This is a genomic window from Flavobacterium sp. (assembly GCF_027484945.1).
Classification (GTDB): Bacteria; Bacteroidota; Bacteroidia; order Flavobacteriales; family Flavobacteriaceae; genus Flavobacterium.
Map to the genome: position 1 here is coordinate 1 of NZ_JAIXRZ010000031.1, position 17,543 is coordinate 17,543.

General features: G+C 35.3%; 19 protein-coding genes. 12 read left to right on the forward strand and 7 right to left on the reverse strand.

What is annotated here, in order from left to right; genetic code table 11:
- Positions 1–378, reverse strand: a 378-nt coding sequence (locus tag Q0039_RS04795; RefSeq protein WP_297509889.1) for a 1-acyl-sn-glycerol-3-phosphate acyltransferase, incomplete at its 3' end; no start/stop codon positions are given.
- A 51-nt stretch (positions 379–429) separates the two neighbouring features.
- Here Q0039_RS04795 and Q0039_RS04800 point away from each other — a divergent pair.
- The gene (locus Q0039_RS04800) at positions 430–1,092 is read left to right on the forward strand and encodes a fused MFS/spermidine synthase (RefSeq protein WP_297509893.1); all 663 of its coding nucleotides are present in this window, start codon (positions 430–432) and stop codon (positions 1,090–1,092) included.
- Positions 1,092–1,799, forward strand: a complete 708-nt coding sequence (locus Q0039_RS04805) for a potassium channel family protein (protein WP_297509896.1) — start codon at positions 1,092–1,094, stop codon at positions 1,797–1,799. The genes Q0039_RS04800 and Q0039_RS04805 overlap by 1 nt, the downstream gene beginning before the upstream one ends.
- A 78-nt stretch (positions 1,800–1,877) precedes the next feature.
- Here Q0039_RS04805 and kdsB read toward each other — a convergent pair whose 3' ends face one another.
- Positions 1,878–2,615 (reverse strand): 3-deoxy-manno-octulosonate cytidylyltransferase, encoded by a 738-nt coding sequence (gene kdsB / locus Q0039_RS04810; protein WP_297509898.1) that lies wholly within the window; start codon positions 2,613–2,615, stop codon positions 1,878–1,880.
- A 128-nt stretch (positions 2,616–2,743) separates the two neighbouring features.
- On the reverse strand, positions 2,744–3,205 hold the full coding sequence (locus tag Q0039_RS04815) for an Lrp/AsnC family transcriptional regulator (RefSeq protein WP_297509901.1): 462 nt from the start codon (positions 3,203–3,205) through the stop codon (positions 2,744–2,746).
- 158 nt (positions 3,206–3,363) lie between these two features.
- Here Q0039_RS04815 and Q0039_RS04820 point away from each other — a divergent pair, with 158 nt between their 5' ends.
- Positions 3,364–4,581: an aminotransferase class I/II-fold pyridoxal phosphate-dependent enzyme gene (locus Q0039_RS04820; RefSeq protein WP_297509904.1), complete on the forward strand. Its 1,218-nt coding sequence runs from the start codon at positions 3,364–3,366 to the stop codon at positions 4,579–4,581.
- Between the two features lie 59 nt (positions 4,582–4,640).
- Here Q0039_RS04820 and Q0039_RS04825 read toward each other — a convergent pair whose 3' ends face one another.
- Complete coding sequence (locus Q0039_RS04825) at positions 4,641–6,566, reverse strand: amino acid permease (RefSeq protein ID WP_297509907.1); 1,926 nt, start codon at positions 6,564–6,566, stop codon at positions 4,641–4,643.
- Between the two features lie 190 nt (positions 6,567–6,756).
- Between Q0039_RS04825 and Q0039_RS04830 the strand changes: the two genes are divergently transcribed.
- The 9 genes from Q0039_RS04830 to ribB all read left to right on the forward strand — a co-directional run bounded on the left by Q0039_RS04830 (position 6,757) and on the right by ribB (position 15,175).
- On the forward strand, positions 6,757–7,395 hold the full coding sequence (locus Q0039_RS04830; protein WP_297509909.1) for a peroxiredoxin: 639 nt from the start codon (positions 6,757–6,759) through the stop codon (positions 7,393–7,395).
- Between the two features lie 63 nt (positions 7,396–7,458).
- Positions 7,459–7,767 (forward strand): thioredoxin family protein, encoded by a 309-nt coding sequence (locus tag Q0039_RS04835; protein WP_297509912.1) that lies wholly within the window; start codon positions 7,459–7,461, stop codon positions 7,765–7,767.
- 1 nt (position 7,768) lies between these two features.
- Entirely contained in the window at positions 7,769–8,026 is a 258-nt protein-coding gene (locus Q0039_RS04840) for a hypothetical protein (protein WP_297509915.1), read from the forward strand.
- A 127-nt stretch (positions 8,027–8,153) separates the two neighbouring features.
- The gene (gene tpx, locus Q0039_RS04845) at positions 8,154–8,654 is read left to right on the forward strand and encodes a thiol peroxidase (protein WP_297509918.1); all 501 of its coding nucleotides are present in this window, start codon (positions 8,154–8,156) and stop codon (positions 8,652–8,654) included.
- Positions 8,655–8,658: 4 nt separating this feature from the next.
- Positions 8,659–9,033, forward strand: coding sequence for a diacylglycerol kinase family protein (locus Q0039_RS04850; RefSeq protein ID WP_297509920.1), 375 nt, complete (start codon positions 8,659–8,661; stop codon positions 9,031–9,033).
- A gap of 36 nt (positions 9,034–9,069) precedes the next feature.
- On the forward strand, positions 9,070–11,589 hold the full coding sequence (locus Q0039_RS04855) for a DNA translocase FtsK (protein WP_297509922.1): 2,520 nt from the start codon (positions 9,070–9,072) through the stop codon (positions 11,587–11,589).
- A 1-nt stretch (position 11,590) separates the two neighbouring features.
- Complete coding sequence (locus Q0039_RS04860; protein ID WP_297509925.1) at positions 11,591–12,232, forward strand: outer membrane lipoprotein carrier protein LolA; 642 nt, start codon at positions 11,591–11,593, stop codon at positions 12,230–12,232.
- Between the two features lie 5 nt (positions 12,233–12,237).
- Positions 12,238–14,052, forward strand: a complete 1,815-nt coding sequence (locus Q0039_RS04865; protein WP_366520877.1) for an LptF/LptG family permease — start codon at positions 12,238–12,240, stop codon at positions 14,050–14,052.
- Complete coding sequence (gene ribB / locus Q0039_RS04870) at positions 14,045–15,175, forward strand: 3,4-dihydroxy-2-butanone-4-phosphate synthase (protein WP_297509927.1); 1,131 nt, start codon at positions 14,045–14,047, stop codon at positions 15,173–15,175. Before Q0039_RS04865 ends, ribB begins: the two co-directional genes overlap by 8 nt.
- A gap of 104 nt (positions 15,176–15,279) precedes the next feature.
- Here ribB and Q0039_RS04875 read toward each other — a convergent pair whose 3' ends face one another.
- From Q0039_RS04875 to Q0039_RS04885, 3 genes are read right to left on the reverse strand one after another with little or no spacing between them, the layout of a single operon-like run.
- Complete coding sequence (locus Q0039_RS04875) at positions 15,280–15,924, reverse strand: hypothetical protein (protein ID WP_297509929.1); 645 nt, start codon at positions 15,922–15,924, stop codon at positions 15,280–15,282.
- Between the two features lie 51 nt (positions 15,925–15,975).
- Positions 15,976–16,629, reverse strand: a complete 654-nt coding sequence (locus Q0039_RS04880; protein ID WP_297509931.1) for a hypothetical protein — start codon at positions 16,627–16,629, stop codon at positions 15,976–15,978.
- A 30-nt stretch (positions 16,630–16,659) separates the two neighbouring features.
- A complete protein-coding gene (locus Q0039_RS04885) occupies positions 16,660–17,475 on the reverse strand; it encodes an endonuclease/exonuclease/phosphatase family protein (protein WP_297509933.1) in 816 nt (271 codons plus the stop codon).
- Positions 17,476–17,543: the final 68 nt, after the last annotated feature.

A 17,543-nucleotide genomic window follows, 5' to 3' on the forward strand; every position in this document is an offset into this window, starting at 1 on the left:
AATAAAATAAAAGCCGGTTCTAATTTCAGTTACGTGCTTTCGGGTACCTTCGGGAGCAATTCCCAAACGAAAAATCTCCCGCGAATTAAAAACTTCTACAATCGCATCAACACGATTTTTACCGCCACTACGATCTAATGGAGCTCCCCCAATAGCCCGAAAGTAATAACCTAACGGGAACATAAACAACTCTTTTTTTCCCACAAAATTCATTTGCTGATTTACAATTCCTCGAACCAAAAGTCCTATAAAAAAATCTAAGTTTGAGGTATGCGGAAGAACAGCAATAACACATTTCTTAACTTCTGGATCAAAATTTCCTATGAGTTTCCACCCCAAAAGTTTGTAAAAAATAAATTCGTAGAGCCGTTTTTTCATCCCATAAATTTTGTGTAAATTTAGAACTTAAACCTTAAATGACCTAATGCAATGTTGGCCAAATACCTAAGCTTCTTTTTCCCTATTAATGTGGTCAAGAAAAAATCGGATTTGAGCAAAACCCTTGAAGTAAGTTGGAACAATGGGCAGTTGGTATTGGATAGCAAAAATACCAATTATTCCTTTGGTAGCCTTCAACGTATTTTACGTAAAGGATTAAAATACATAGGCTTTGATCGCATTCGTTCATTTCAATCCATACTTATATTAGGTGTTGCAGGAGGGAGCGTTATTGAGACTTTGGTTAATGAAGTTAAATTTAAAGGTCAAATTACGGGGGTAGAAATCGACCCTGAGATACTCCAAATTGCGCAAGAGTATTTTAATATTGGACGGTATTCTAATTTGCAATTGATAACTGATGATGCTTTTGAATTTGTTCTAAAAACAAAAGAAAACTATAACTTAATTATCATTGACATTTTTCAAGATACAAAAATGCCCAATTTTCTATTTCAAGATTTTTTTATTCAGCGTATCAATTCACTCTTACATCCCGATGGGTTTATCCTATTCAACACTATGGTTATTAGTGATAAAGATCGCGCACGGAATTTGGATTATCGTAAAAAGTTTACTGAAAATTATTCTTTACGCATGTATCCTAAAGTCGAAGACCACAATGAATTATTTACCATTAAAAAGCTACGTTAATGACATTTATTAAAAAATTACTCGTTGGAAAATTTACACACCGTAACCGTCCTCGTTTTAATCCTATTCAACGACGGATTCTTAATATTCGGGCGATTTGGAATAATGATCATGAATACGATAATGGAATTGAAAAGATCGTAAGACTTTTTTTATCCGCTACTCAATTACTTTTCCCAGGGGTTTACATCAAACATTTCTGTTGTCGATTAGGTTACGAATACCAAGATTTGTCGATGGATCTTTATATTTTACTTAAAATGGCTTTCCCTTGGTTTATTTTAATTTATGAACTACAATCGGAAAATTGGGTGATTTACACTATGGTATTTCTTTTGCTGGAGACGGTACTATATATTCCCACACTTATTTTTGCTTCCGACTTATTTTTACGACCCCGATCGTACAAAAGATCGATGTTACTTTTACTATTTAATTATCTTGAAATTGTGGTCTCGTTTGCCGTATTATATACCCTTGGAAATCAAATGAATAGACCTTTTGTTCACTGGTTTGACTCGGTCTACTTTAGCATGGTAAGTGCCAATTCAATAGGATTTGGAGATTATTATCCTATTACAACCTATGGCAAAGTACTCGTAAGTGTACAAGCAATGTTTTTCTTATCGTTTGTTCTACTTTTTTTAAATTTCTTCTCGACAAAGATTAAAAGTAAAGGCTATTTTGATAATGAAGAGATTGTATAGTAGCTATTGAATTAAATTTTGTACAGAAAATTAGAACAATCGTAAAGATCGAAGAATGAAATTACTCTAAAAGCTATTTCAATTCGGTTTTGACCAAAGTAATCTTGCCTTTTCTAAATCTTCTGGGGTATCAATACCAATTCCAACATGGGTAGTTTCAACCATTCGGATGCGTTTGCCATATTCAAGATATCGAAGCTGTTCTAATTTCTCTGAAGCTTCAAGTGGTCGCATAGGCAATTGCGCAAAAGCCAATAATGCTTGCTTTCGAAAGGCATAAACCCCTACATGTTTCATATACCGAAAACCAACATTAATTTCTCGGGGATAGGGAATCACAGAACGCGAAAAATAGAGCGCAAAACCCTGATCATCAACAACGACTTTAACATTGTTGGGGTTGTTTATTTCATTTGGATCGGTAATTTCAAACATTAGTGACGCTAAATCGATGGATTGATTTAGGTCATTTTCAAAAACGGCTATAACTTGTGCTAATGGTTCACGATCTACAAAGGGCTCATCCCCTTGTATATTGACAACAATATCGGCCTCTAAATCGGCAACTGCTTCAGCAATTCGATCACTGCCACTCTCATGAACACCTTGGCTCCGAATCGCCTTTCCTCCATGGTGAAAAATGACATCATAAATTTCTTGTGAATCAGTTACCACAAAAACTTCATCAAATAATTGCGTTTGCACAGCTGATTGATACGTACGAACAATTACTGGAGCACCACACAAATCTTGCATCAATTTAGCCGGAAAACGGGTGGATGCATAGCGAGCTGGAATAACCGCAATAACTTTCATAGTACAGGAATTTGTGTGTAAAGATAGAAAATCTTGTTTTTGAAAGTATTAAATTGAAACCCAAATTAAAAATAGTCACCTACAAACAGAAGCGATTGAATGATAAATAATTGTTTTTTTTAATCAACTTAGTTCGATTCCATTTCAAATGCCGTACTGTTCTTAATTTCACCAATCATAAATGAACTATGGGTACTCCCAATATGTTGCAATCCGGTTAATTTAGTAACCATAAAATCGCGATAGGTTTCCATATCCTTAACGGCAATTTTTAATATATAATCATAATCACCACTCACATGAAAGCATTCTAAAACTTCAGGTAATTTGATCACTTCTGATTCAAATCGCATTAAATAATCTTTGGCATGTTGGATCAGTTTCACATGGCAAAACACCACAAATGCTTTATCAATTTTAGTACGATCCAACAACGCAACATACTTTTTCACAACCCCTTCTCGCTCCAATTTACGAATACGTTCATAGACCGCTGTAACAGACATTTGAAGTTTTAATGCCATTTCTTTATTGGTCATGCGGGCATCTTGCTGTACTAATCGCAGTATTTTTTTATCTATAACATCCATTGGAAAGGTTTTCTACACGATGATATTTTCAATTTCAAATTTAGATTTTTTTTCTTAATTAATCAATTTTTATAGTTTTATTTTCTAGTTATCAAAATTTTAATTGAATATTACTAAAGAATTGTTCAATTTTGAAATAATTTAAAAACATATTCACGATGCAAAACGAACACTTTTCTGAATTTAAACCGGCAGATAACATTCAAGATTTACAGTATTTTGGCGAATTTGGAGGTGTCAATCCTTCTATTTCTGATTCATCTACCTATACTTTTCTATCGGCAAAAACCATGTTTGACACCTTTGAGGGAAATGCCGAAGGATGCTATTTATATTCCCGTCACTCCTCACCAATGAACCTTTACTTAGGAAAGGCACTTGCCGCTTTGGAAGGTACAGAAGCAGCCAATGTAACGGCTTCTGGAATGGGTGCAATTACCTCTGTATTAATGCAATTATGCGCAAGTGGTGACGCTATAGTATCCAGTCGCACAATCTATGGAGGAACTTATGCATTTATGAAAAATATGTTGCCAAAATGGCAAATCCAAACAAAATTTGTTGATATTACCAAACTCGATCTTGTAGAGGCGGCCATCACTTCAAATACGAAAGTACTATATTGCGAAACGGTGAGTAATCCATTATTGGAAGTTGCAGATATCAAAAGTTTGGCTGCACTTGCAAAAAAACACAATATTAAATTAGTGGTCGACAATACCTTTTCACCGTTACAAGTTGCACCCGTTAAACTCGGAGCAGATGTGGTGATTCATAGTTTGACAAAATTTATAAACGGCAGTAGCGATACCGTTGGGGGTGTTATTTGTGGTACTCAACAATTTATTGATGATTTACGCAATGTCAATGATGGTGCATGTATGCTCTTGGGGCCGACCATGGACAGTTTCCGTTCGGCTTCAATTTTGAAAAACCTACGAACGTTGCATATCCGTATGAAGCAACACAGTTATAATGCCACTTTTCTAGCAAAAAAATTTGAACAAGACGGTCTAAAAGTAGTTTACCCTGGATTAAATAGCCATCCGAGTCACACGATATTGTCCCAACAAATGAATCATGAATATGGCTATGGCGGAATGATGACGCTCGATGTAGGAACTTTAGATCAAGCCAATGCTTTAATGGAATTAATGCAACACAATAACTTGGGTTACCTTGCCGTAAGTCTAGGTTTTTACAAAACGTTATTTAGCGCACCTGGAACGTCAACTTCGAGTGAAATTCCATTAGATGAACAAAAAGAAATGGGATTAACCGATGGTTTAATTCGTTTTTCAATCGGATTGGATAATGATATCGAACGAACATATGAAAAAATGATCGATTGTATGCGACAGCTCGATATAATCTAATCAACTTCAATCAACATCATAAAGAATCTGCCTACAGTTAGGCAGATTTTTTTATAAACTTAAACAACGGAATTATTCAACTTACTGTTTTTGTAACTAAATCCGAAATAAATAGTTAAACCTATTAACAACCAGATTGAAAAGTAAATCCAGTTCCATACACTCAATTCGGCCATCATATATAAACAACTCACTAATCCCAACAATGGAATTAACGATAAATTCTTTTGGTAAGCCCAAGCGGCTAATGCAACTAACGTAATTAGAAAAATCCACATGGGTATTTTGTGTTTAAACAACGAAAATCCCGATTCGTATTTCAATTCTTGAGCGATAGGTAGCGAATCTACTAGAGAATGGTAGGCTTTGGCATCTTGTTCAAAATTACTTAACGTAGCTTCTAAATCAACTTCTTTATTTTTAATTAACTTTAAATCATACAGATGGTTGGTGACCTCTTTCGCTTGGTTGCTGTTTAACGAAGTAACCAAAGTATGTGCATCATTTAATTTGGGGGCGTTGGTTACAAAATTGGCCACTTCTTGATTGAAAAATTGCAGTGCACAAACAAAACCAAGCAACAACATTGATGGAAAAATAAATTTAGCGTTGATGTAAGGGGTTTTGAATTTACCGCGAGGTACATCGGGTTTATTTTGGAGCACCAAAACACCTGCACAAACCAAAACAAAAGCAAATAAGGTTCCAATGCTACACAAATCCGTTACCATCGTGAGGTTTAAAAACAATGCGGGAATCGCGACCACAAATCCTGTTACTATAGTAGCATAAGAAGGCGTTTTGTATTTGGGATGTACTTTGGCATACCGTTTGGGCAATAATCCATCTCGACTCATACTCATCCAAATCCGCGGTTGCCCCATTTGAAAGACCAGTAATACACTTGCCATAGCAACTACTGCACTTACCGCAATGATACCAGACATCCATTTTAAATTTAATTTCTCAAATACAAAAGCAAGCGGATCACCCACGTTTAAACTTTCATATGAAACCATACCTGTAAGCACTAAGGCAATAACAATATAGAGAATAGTACAAATAATAATTGCCCACATCATCCCTTTGGGCAAATCGCGTTGTGGATCTTTACATTCCTCTGCGGTAGTAGAAATTGCATCAAAACCGATGTAGGCAAAAAACACTGCCGAAACACCTTTTAAAACGCCCGTTACTCCATTGGGGGCAAATGGACTCCAATTATCCGTATCCACATAAAATATACCAACTGCAATAACCAGTAAAATAATACATAATTTTACCACTACCATTAAATTGCTGGCATTACGCGACTCTTTCATTCCACGATAAACCAAAAAAGTAATCCCAACAATGATCAACAAGGCCGGTAAATCAGCAACCAAATGAATTCCTCCAACCGAAGGTGCAGAAGTCCACGCGATGTAGGATGCCTGCAAACTTTCACTTAAATTTTCAAAAGTTTTTCCACTTTGCATTAGCGTTGTAGCTTCCTTAAAACCATTGGAAGCCGTAAGGTAATCCATTTGAATCCATTGGGGTAAATGAATACCACCACTTTCTAAAAGTCCGGTAAAATAATCACTCCAAGAAATAGCAACCGTGATATTCCCGATAGCATATTCCATGATTAATGCCCAACCAATGATCCAAGCTACAATTTCGCCAAAAGCAACATACGAATAGGTATAAGCACTCCCTGACACAGGAACCATTGAAGCAAATTCGGCATAGGCAAACGCTGCAAAACTACAGGCAACTGCTGTAAATAAGAATAAAAAGATAACTGCAGGTCCGCCATCGGCGCTTGCTTTTCCAATAGTACTAAAGATTCCAGCTCCAATTATTGCTGCAATTCCAAACGAGGTTAAATCCCTAGCTGAAAGATGCTTGCCTAAAGATTGGTGTCCATCAGCTTCATTTTTAGCCACTTGATTTAAGATGTCATGTACGGATTTCTTTCGAAATAAGTTTGAAAATTTCATAGATATAATTGCCTTATTATTGGAAAAAACAAATATAAACTTTTATTTGATTGGAAATCTTTCATACAATCAAACACAATAATCAAAATCTATTCAATAATAAGAACTTATAATAAAAACTAATATTATTACCTAAAGGTTTACCTACCTTTGTAATGTAGAAATTTATTAATAATTAAACTCAATACACATGTCATTAGTTGGAAAAAAATTCCCAAACATCACCGTAGACGCGATTTCGTTCATGGGTGATAATTTGCGCATTAACGTTTTAGACGAGGCGGTAAAAAACAATAAAAAAGTTTTGCTTTTTTGGTATCCAAAAGATTTCACTTTTGTTTGTCCTACCGAATTGCATGCATTTCAAGCTGCTCTTGAAGAATTTGAATCGCGTAATACGATGGTTATAGGTGCGTCTTGCGATACAAACGAAGTTCACTTTGCTTGGCTAAATACGGCCAAAAACAATGGAGGTATAGAGGGTGTAACCTACCCTTTATTGGCAGATACGACACGTAATTTATCGTCAACTTTAGGTATTTTAGATATTGAAGCGGGTGAATACAATGAAGATACCGATTCTATTTTGTTAGAAGGTTCTAATGTAACCTATCGCGCTACCTATTTAATTGATGAAACGGGTAAAATTTTTCATGAAAGTGTTAACGATATGCCACTTGGTCGTAATGTTCACGAATATTTGCGATTAATTGACGCGTATACCCATGTTCAAACGAAAGGTGAAGTTTGTCCTGCCAATTGGGAAAAAGGAAAAGACGCAATGAATGCCGATCGTTCAAGTACTGCATCCTATTTATCTAATCATTAATCACAAGTTATTGGTATCCTAATTTTAGCAATTGGGATACCTTTAATCCGTAAACTCATAACCATGTTTCAAGAATTAGAACACGATAATTTAGCAGAAATTATTGCCAATAACGAAACGGTAATTGTACAATATGCCGCTTCGTGGTGCGGGAATTGTCGTATCATGAAACCGAAGTTTAAAATGTTGGCCGCACAAAATGAAGGAATTCCTTTCTTAATTGTGGATGCAGAGCAATTTCCTAATTCACGACAATTAGCTAAAGTTGATAATTTACCCACATTTGCTACCTTTAAAAACGGTGCTTTAATCAACCAAACCCAAACCAATAAAGCAGAAGTTTTAACGGCATTGGTTCAAGAAGTCCTTTAAGATGAAACTACCGGTAATCAAGCATTTAACACAATTTATCGAAGATAACGATCAAGATTATATCATCGAAACGATTGAAGTCTTAGAGCACCTAACGGAAATAGAGACGTTAAAAGACGAAGAGTTGGACGTTTTAGGTGAGTTGATTTCCAATCTTTATGGAGCTTTAGAAGTTCACAAAATGATAAAGGATGGCAAAGATAAAAAAACAGCGCTCAATGATTTTATGCAGCGGGTTTTAGGATCGATAGACAAATAAAGCAATGCGCTCCAATTGGGGCGCTTTTTTATTTTACATTTCAAGAATTACTACTAAAATTTAAAAAATTGAGGTGATTTGTTTGTGATAAAATAGTATTTTTGCAGTACGTATTTTATTTATAATTATGGCACAAATCACATTAGGCGGAAACCCCGTTCACACTTCAGGAAGTTTACCTGAAATAGGTTCAAAAGCTCCTGAATTTGAACTAGTAAAATTAGATTTATCAACCACTACTCTAGCCGATTTTGCAGGAACTAAAGTAGTATTAAATATTTTCCCAAGTATCGACACCCCAACATGCGCTACTTCAGTTCGCACATTTAACGCTAAAGCTTCGGCCCTAGAAAACACTAAAGTACTTTGTATTTCTCGTGATTTACCTTTTGCTCAAAAACGTTTTTGTGGTGTTGAAGGCTTAGAAAACGTAATTAATTTATCTGATTTTAAGTCGGGAGCTTTTGGTAAAAATTATGGTTTAGAAATTACCGATAGTGTTTTAGCTGGATTGCATGCAAGAGCAGTGATTGTAATCGACGAAAATGGAACTGTAAAACATGCGGAATTGGTAACAGAAATTGCCAATGAGCCTAATTATGATGCTGCTTTAGAAGCTCTAAAATAAAAATATGGAATTTCAACGCGATCGATCGTTCTTTACTGGACGATTAAAAAGTTTTAAATATGCTTTTTTAGGTGCTTACAAGCTTGCTACAACCGAACATAGTGTAATGGTTCAGTTAGCAATAGGAACTGTAATGACATTTGCTGGATTTTACTTTAATATCTCAATGACCGAATGGATGTTGCAAACATTTGCCATAGGTTTAATCATTTCGATTGAAGGGTTGAATACAGCCTCAGAAAAAATTGCCGATTTTATTCACCCCGAATACCACGATAAAATTGGATTTATAAAAGATATTGCTGCTGGTGCAGTTCTTTTTGCAGCGCTTACAGGAGTTGCCATCGGAGCAATGATCTATCTCCCTAAAATCTTATAATTTTTTTTGCTACTTTTATACAAATTTAGCTAAATAATGGCCAAGAAATCAACTGTAGATAACCGTACTGAAACGGATAACGATACCCTAAAAAAAATTAAAACAACTAGGCAATATAAATTTATTTTAGGTTGCCTATTGCTTCTTTTCTCTGTGGCCTTAATGGTAGCATTTGTATCCTATTTTGTTAACGGACAAGAAGACCAAAGCATAGCCAATGCATTTATTGACCGTAGTAAGGAAGCACAAAATTGGTTAGGAAAACTCGGGGCATGGATTGCAGAAGTATTTATCTTTGATGGTTTCGGTATAGCCTCCTTTTTATTTGTTAAATTATTCTTCACAACAGGAGTCTATTTGGCAATTGACATTCCCTTAAAACGGTTGAAAAACACTTGGTTTTGGGACCTTTATGCATTAATCGTTCTTTCCCTATTGCTGGGCTTTTTTGCAGATGCAATACCGGAATTGGGTGGGAAAATTGGCTATGAATCCAATGCTTTTATCCAAGATTATATAGGTAAAACGGGTACCCTTTTGGTGCTGATTTTTTGTGTAATCATCTATTTGATTTTTAAAATTCGCCTTTCTCCTGACGGAATAAAAACTTATTTTGAAAAGAAAAAAGCAGCGATGCAAGCAGATTTAGACGCCTTAAACGACTTGAACGCGAGTGAAAACGGAGATACAGCCTACAATTTAGAAGAATATGCTGTTGAAGAAAACGAGGGTGAGTCCAACTTTAAAATTGAGGATACCACACAAACCAAGTCGCAATTTGAAATTAATAAAGAAGATTTAAAACCCACGATTTCAAGTTATTCTGGAATAGATTTGACCCCCTCAAAATCGGGCATAGAACCCATACATGAACCGGATATCGAACCAGTTTTGCTTACAAACGAACCGACTGAAAATCCACATTCAACTACAGAAAAAGAAATCATCAAAACCAATGATGAAGCTTTTGTTATTGAAAAATCGCAAGATGAGGAAGTAATTGTGGAGAATTTAGCCGCAAAATTGGTAGAAGATTTTGGTTTATTTGATCCAACGCTTGAACTTTCCAATTATAAATTCCCAACTATTGATTTATTAAAAGACTATGCTAGTGTTGGCATCACAATCAATCAAGAAGAATTAGAGGAAAATAAAAATCGTATTGTTGAAACCTTACGCAATTACAAAATTGACATTGCTCAAATCAAAGCAACAGTTGGCCCTTCTGTAACCTTATATGAAATTGTACCCGAAGCGGGTATTCGAATTTCTAAAATAAAAAGTTTGGAGGATGATATTGCGCTTTCACTATCCGCATTAGGAATTCGAATTATAGCACCGATCCCAGGAAAAGGGACAATAGGTATTGAAGTTCCAAATAAAAACCCTACCATGGTGCCAATGAAAACGGTGATTTCGGCTTCACGGTTTCAAGAGGCAGAAATGGAGCTTCCTATTGCACTTGGTAAAACCATTTCCAATGAAACCTTTGTAGTTGATTTGGCTAAAATGCCTCATTTATTAATGGCAGGTGCAACGGGTCAAGGAAAATCAGTTGGATTGAATGCTGTATTGACTTCGCTACTCTATAAAAAACATCCTGCTGAAGTAAAATTTGTTTTGGTTGATCCTAAAAAAGTAGAATTAACCTTATTTAATAAAATTGAACGGCATTATTTAGCAAAACTTCCCGATACTGAAGATGCTATTATTACTGATAACACCAAAGTAATCAATACGTTAAATTCATTATGTATTGAGATGGACAACCGTTATTCGTTGCTTAAAGATGCCATGGTTCGTAATATCAAAGAATATAATGAGAAATTTAAGTCCCGAAAACTTAATCCTGAAAATGGACATCGGTTTTTACCCTATATCGTATTGGTTGTAGACGAATTTGCCGACTTAATAATGACCGCCGGTAAGGAAGTGGAAACGCCTATTGCACGTTTGGCCCAGTTGGCACGCGCTATTGGGATACATTTAATTATCGCTACACAACGTCCTTCTGTAAATGTAATTACAGGTATAATTAAAGCTAATTTCCCCGCACGAATAGCTTTTCGTGTAACGTCAAAAATTGATTCACGTACTATACTTGATACCCAAGGTGCCGATCAATTAATAGGTCGAGGTGATTTACTCTACACCAATGGTAATGATTTAGTGCGGGTACAATGTGCTTTTGTAGACACCCCTGAGGTAGATAAAATTGTTGATTTTATTGGTTCACAAAAAGCCTATGCAACAGCATATTTACTTCCGGAATATGTTGGCGAAGAAGGCGCTAATGTAAATTTAGAATTTGACATTTCTGAACGGGATTCTATGTTTCGGGAAGCAGCCGAAATTATTGTAACAGCACAACAAGGTTCGGCATCATTATTGCAACGTAAGTTAAAGTTAGGCTACAACCGTGCTGGACGTCTAATTGATCAATTAGAAGCAGCTGGAATTGTTGGTCCTTTTGAGGGAAGTAAAGCGCGATCGGTAAATATTCCTGATCTTGTAGCTTTAGAACATTTTTTTAACAATGAACAAAACGAGAATTAAAATGAAAAAATTTTTAGTGGTAATTATCACCCTAACTATTGCAATTTCTGGTCATTCACAAGATAAAAAGGCCAAGACGTTATTGGATCAAGTTACCGCAAAAATCAAAAGTTTTGACAATATAGTCATCGATTTCAAGTATAGTTTAAATAATTTGAAAGAAAATATCAACCAAGAAAGTAAAGGAAATGTTACGTTGCAAGGCAATAAATATGTTCTGAATTTCATGGGAGCTACCAAAATATTTGATGGTAGAAAAACCTATACCATTGTTCCAGAAGATGAAGAAGTAACCATTTCTAATGTAAATGAAAATGATGAAAAGGCTGTTACTCCAAACAAAATGCTCACCTTCTTCAATAGTGGATATAAATACACTTGGGACATTCAACAAAATATCAATGGTCGTAAAATACAATTGGTCAAATTAGTTCCCAACAACACCAAAGACCAACGTAAAGAAATCTTACTTGGTATTGATACCCAAACAAAAACAATTTACAACTTAATCGAAATTGGAAAAAATGGAACGCGAACAACCTTGACCGTAACCAGTTTTAAAACCAATCAACCGCTTTCGAAAAATCAGTTTACGTTTGTGGCAAACAAGTACCCAAAATACTACATCAATAAATTAGACTAGTTTCGGTGAAAATAATCGATCGGTATTTATTAAAGTCTTTTTGGATTACATTCACTTCGGTTTTTGTAATCCTCTTTTTTATTTTCATCCTTCAAACCGTTTGGCTTTTTATTTCAGAGTTAGCTGGCAAAGACTTGGATACGTTGATGGTGATTAAATTCTTGTTATTCGCCATGCCGCGCATTGTACCAATGGTTCTTCCACTTTCGGTACTTTTAGCTTCGATTATGACATTTGGAAGCTTGGCAGAAAATTATGAGTTTGCAGCCATGAAATCCTCTGGCATTTCTTTTCAACGTTCGTTACGTTATTTAACGTATTTTATTTTACTTCTTTCAGTAGTTTCATTCTTTTTTGCAAACAATGTCATTCCCTATGCCGAATATAAGTTTATAAATTTTCGTAGAAATATAGCCCAATTGAAACCAGCTCTTGCAATTGCTGAAGGACAATTTAGTGAAATTGGCAATTACAGTATAAAAGTGATGAAAAAACGGGGCGAGAAGGGAAATTTTCTAGAAAACATCACAATACATCGAACCGATAGTAATGGCGGGGGAAATACAACAGTGATAAAAGCAAAAACGGGTGAACTGATTAGTAGTGAAGATTCAAATACTCTAAAATTGGTTTTACATGACGGTACGTACTATGAAGATGTTGCCACCAAATTTGAAGATCGAAATAAAATTCCATTTGCGAAAGGAACATTTAAACGGGATGTTTTTAATATTGATTTATCAAAACTAAATCAAGAGAGTCAAAACGGGATGGATTTAAGCAATACATTTACGATGTTAAACATCAACGAATTGCGCTATACGCTAGACTCGTTAAACAATAACTATAAGCAAGAAGCAAAATCATATGGTGAGAACAGTTATGCCCGAACAGGAATTATAACTCCAAATACAGGTATGCAAAAGTTTAATAAAACAATGCCCGCCAAGGATATAACTGCCTATTTAACCTCCGATCAAAAAAAAGAAGTCTATCGTTTTGCCTACAGTAATGTTGAAAATGCAGGATTTAACTTAGACAGTGCTGCTTTTGAAATGGAAGCAAAACAAAAAAATATCAATAAACATTGGATTGCGATATTTGATAAATTCATGATAGCATTTTCATGTATATTAATGTTCTTTATTGGAGCACCATTGGGTGCTATTATACGTAAAGGGGGAATTGGTTTGCCTATCGTTTTCTCGGTAATCATTTTTATAATTTTTCACTTTATCAATACCTTTGGAAAACGCTTAGCACAAGAAAATGGAATTTCACCTTTTCTCGGAGTATGGCTCTCCTCGCTAATTCTTTTACCCTTAGCACTACTCCTAACCTATCGGGCAATTAACGACATTGGAGGTATGGTAACGTTTGATGTCATAACGGAACCCATTTTAAAATTCTTTAAAAAGAAATCAAAAGAAGACATAACACAATTACCCCCCTCGCCTGATAAAATAGCTTCAGAAAATGGAAATGGTTTAAAAACGATAGAACCTATCGATTTATCCAATCTAAATTATGAGATGGTTATAAAAATGAACAATAAAGCGCTGCTCTTGTATGGAATTGTATTTTTTGTTGCGATACTAACTGTCATTATTAATACTACTATTCTTTTAGTGGGATTATTCGCAGCATTGATTATGTTACTTATTTATGTTTATAAATTACAACAAGAAATTCACAAAAATGCTCCAGGGTTTGAACCCGGAATTGTGATTAGCTTATTAACTGCTTTTCCCTTTTTCCCTTTAAACTATTGGTACATTCAAAATCAAATTAACAACTCTAGTACAAAAAATAATGCCTGAACCAATACAGCTTAATACAATTGAAGAAGCGATAGAAGCCATTCGCCAAGGTAACGTAATTATCGTTGTCGATGATGAAGACCGTGAAAATGAAGGAGATTTTCTTGCTGCTGCAGAAACGGTTACTCCCGAAATGATCAATTTTATGGCAACACACGGTCGAGGTTTAATTTGTGCTCCTTTAACTGAAAAAAGGTGTAGTGAATTAGAACTGCATTCCATGGTTAAAAACAATACCGACCATATGGAGACTGCATTTACTGTTTCGGTTGATTTAAAGGGACATGGCGTAACTACCGGAATATCAGCAGCAGACCGAGCAAAAACGATTTTAGCGCTTGTAAATGATGATACCAAACCTTTTGACCTTGCACGTCCGGGACATATATTTCCATTAACAGCTAAGCCTGGAGGGGTCTTACGCCGAACGGGGCATACGGAAGCTGCAATTGATTTTGCGCGCTTAGCTGGTTTTAAGCCTGCTGGCGTAATTGTGGAAATCATGAATGAAGACGGAACTATGGCGCGGTTACCTCAATTAGTTGAAGTTGCTAAACGTTTTGATTTGAAATTAGTTTCTATCGAGGCATTAGTTGCATATCGTATGCAACACGATAGCCTTATACAAAAGAAAGAAGATTTTCAAGTACAAACCAAATATGGATCTTTCCGCTTACGTGCGTATCAACAAATAACCAATAAACAAGTTCACATTACACTTACCAAAGGAAGTTGGAATAGCGGTGAAGCGATATTAACCCGTATTATATCTTCACCCGCGTATAGTGACCTATTGAATACCTTAAGCGGTTATAGGGATAAAAAATTGGATGATGTTTTTCAATTAATCAATAAAGAACAAAAAGGCGCGGTTATTTTTATTAATAGTGAGCGCGATCCTAGTGAACTTTTAAACCGGGTTTCCGAATTAAAACAGCTTCAACTCGAAGGGAATCTAGAAACACCTCAATTAAAAATGGATGCCAAAGATTTTGGTATTGGTGCACAAATACTTCACGATATTGATATATCAAAAATCCGACTAATTACTAATAGCTATCAAGCCAAACGTGTAGGGATGATTGGTTATGGATTGGAGATAACGGAGTATGTAACTTACTAACATTAAATATATTTATCCACCCTAGAAAGTAATCTCTTAAATTGGTAAGACTTAATCGGACTATTTTTATTATTGACATGAGATCAAAAAAGTAATTATCCCATTTATTGTTTACTCCATTTTATGATTAACGGTGTAAAAATAAAGGTTGGTAATAACCAATAGATAAAATTGGGAATTCCCAAGTGTAAATCGTTTGCATTGACAACCAAAAATGCAGTTGTTGCTGCACTATAGCTACCCATCATCCGTTGTAGATGACCAGTGAGCCAATAATTTTCAATCCTTGCTTTGTCATTGAAATTTTGAAAATCTTGGTGTACAAATAGGAGTCCGATACTCCCAAAAGTTAAAAACACCAATCCAAACCAATTCCTGTGAATTAAAGAAATTGCACCAATCCAAACAAATACAATACCTGCAACTAGCATAATAAGTGTAATCATCCAATCGATAATCGAAAGGTTAATGCGCGTACTTCTTTTTTGATGATGTATACTATACCGTATTCCCGACCCAACCATGTAAAGCGAAAAAATACCGATTAATCCAAGAAAATAGTTCAAATGTAACCCCGCGAGTACAAGGGCTGACCCTCCAGTAACTAGCATCATGATTGCATAACCTTTTCCTAGCAGTGCATGGGTTTTATCTCCTTTTCTACGAATGATAACCAACATACCGAATAGCAATCCTAATGACCCACCAAGAATATGGAGCAGTAAAAAAAGATTGAAAATCTGTGTCATATTGCTACTATAGATGTTAAAATATATGCTTAAAAATGAAAACTATGACAACTACCAGGGCTTAACATTTAAATAATACCTAACCAATTGTTGAATTAATTCATTGGTATCTGTTTCCACAACTAAAGACTCACTAAAGATAACCAAGTCTTGCGCTAACTGAATTAATTGTGTACGTGAATTAGTATCAAAACAACCGGAACAATCATTTGGACCCGCAAATTTTAATCGATAATCTTTAAATCGGTGCCGTTCTTCGGGTAGAAAAAAGAAACGATGGTAGTCTAAAACATCGACATCATACAAAACCTGTTCTTCCAAACAATTTGTATTTGCTTTTAATATAATAGTGGATGCAGACGTAGCAAATTCGGCATCAAACCCATTATTTATTAGATAAGTATAGCATAATGCAGCACTCTCTTTTTCCCATAAATCGGTCCCATTATCTTCGCGCATAGCGTCATGAAACAGTATGGCATAAAAAGACTTTTCAATTGCTATTGCTATCGAATTACGTTCATAAAAGCGATAGATACAATCTGCCAACAACAAACACCTAATAATGTGAAATCTTCCATGAAAGCTTTCCATATCAAAATTAACTTCATGCGCTTTGTATACGCTATGAATCTTGGTTGCAAAGAGTGTGATTGCTGATTTAAATTGGGAAGAAACAGTCATGATAGGGGCAAATAATTCCAATTCGATTTTATTATAAAATACTTGAGCGTTTTATTTTGAAAATACAAAAGTACCCCAAATTGGAAGGTGGTCGGATATTTTTCGGGCTTCTTTTAAAGTGGTAAATGATCGATAAAAATGAAGTACTCCTGAGTTTTTCAAGCTACATTTAGTAGCGAAAAAAAACATAGCGTCATATTCTGAAGCTAAACAATCAGTCCCTTTACAGCGTTGTTTTAAACTTGTTTTTTGGTTATGCAACGTGCAACGATACCCTTCCGCGCGTAAAGGATTAAAAACCGTATGCGATGGAGAACAGTTAAAATCACCCATAAAGATTAGATTTAATGTGGGATAATAACTAGAAAATAACTTAAAATATTTTATCTCGTGCTCCGGATTTCGATTTTTAGGTACCGCATGAAACGAAACCAAGGTAAAAGGCACACCTTTGGCTGAAAAGGTAGCCATATAGGGTTCGCGTTCAATACTATTTTCAAAATGTTGATCCAACCACGACTTACCTATTTTTTTAACCCGTGAAGGTTTCCAAACATAAGCATAACGTTCACGGCGAGAAGGTTCGCTACTTGAAGTTGGATCGCTAATTGAGTAATCCCATTGGGCTCCTTTACGATTTAAAATTGCTACCAAACGCGCCACCGCTTGTGCTCCCCCATTTCCGGCAACCACTTCTTGAATCGTAATAATATCAAATGTTTTAACAGTAGTTGCAATAAATTCTAATTCATCATCTGATTTTGAACGACCAAAATCTTTGAGATTCCAACTACAAATAGATACCTGTGCAAAACAGGTATTCAACAACAAAAGAAAGAAAAGTAAAAAGAACTTTGTATTTTTCATAACTCAAAACTAACTAAAAAAGCATTCGAAAAGAAGAGTTTATCCAAAGAATAAAACAAAATTCATTA

What these genes read in the sequence shown, in the direction of transcription:
- Q0039_RS04800 (WP_297509893.1), top strand. Translation starts at nt 430, where the DNA reads ATGTTGGCCAAATACCTAAGCTTCTTTTTCCCTATTAATGTGGTCAAG.
- Q0039_RS04805 (WP_297509896.1), top strand. Translation starts at nt 1,092, where the DNA reads ATGACATTTATTAAAAAATTACTCGTTGGAAAATTTACACACCGTAAC.
- kdsB (WP_297509898.1), bottom strand. Translation starts at nt 2,615, where the DNA reads ATGAAAGTTATTGCGGTTATTCCAGCTCGCTATGCATCCACCCGTTTT.
- Q0039_RS04815 (WP_297509901.1), bottom strand. Translation starts at nt 3,205, where the DNA reads ATGGATGTTATAGATAAAAAAATACTGCGATTAGTACAGCAAGATGCC.
- Q0039_RS04820 (WP_297509904.1), top strand. Translation starts at nt 3,364, where the DNA reads ATGCAAAACGAACACTTTTCTGAATTTAAACCGGCAGATAACATTCAA.
- Q0039_RS04825 (WP_297509907.1), bottom strand. Translation starts at nt 6,566, where the DNA reads ATGAAATTTTCAAACTTATTTCGAAAGAAATCCGTACATGACATCTTA.
- Q0039_RS04830 (WP_297509909.1), top strand. Translation starts at nt 6,757, where the DNA reads ATGTCATTAGTTGGAAAAAAATTCCCAAACATCACCGTAGACGCGATT.
- Q0039_RS04835 (WP_297509912.1), top strand. Translation starts at nt 7,459, where the DNA reads ATGTTTCAAGAATTAGAACACGATAATTTAGCAGAAATTATTGCCAAT.
- Q0039_RS04840 (WP_297509915.1), top strand. Translation starts at nt 7,769, where the DNA reads ATGAAACTACCGGTAATCAAGCATTTAACACAATTTATCGAAGATAAC.
- tpx (WP_297509918.1), top strand. Translation starts at nt 8,154, where the DNA reads ATGGCACAAATCACATTAGGCGGAAACCCCGTTCACACTTCAGGAAGT.
- Q0039_RS04850 (WP_297509920.1), top strand. Translation starts at nt 8,659, where the DNA reads ATGGAATTTCAACGCGATCGATCGTTCTTTACTGGACGATTAAAAAGT.
- Q0039_RS04855 (WP_297509922.1), top strand. Translation starts at nt 9,070, where the DNA reads ATGGCCAAGAAATCAACTGTAGATAACCGTACTGAAACGGATAACGAT.
- Q0039_RS04860 (WP_297509925.1), top strand. Translation starts at nt 11,591, where the DNA reads ATGAAAAAATTTTTAGTGGTAATTATCACCCTAACTATTGCAATTTCT.
- ribB (WP_297509927.1), top strand. Translation starts at nt 14,045, where the DNA reads ATGCCTGAACCAATACAGCTTAATACAATTGAAGAAGCGATAGAAGCC.
- Q0039_RS04875 (WP_297509929.1), bottom strand. Translation starts at nt 15,924, where the DNA reads ATGACACAGATTTTCAATCTTTTTTTACTGCTCCATATTCTTGGTGGG.
- Q0039_RS04885 (WP_297509933.1), bottom strand. Translation starts at nt 17,475, where the DNA reads ATGAAAAATACAAAGTTCTTTTTACTTTTCTTTCTTTTGTTGTTGAAT.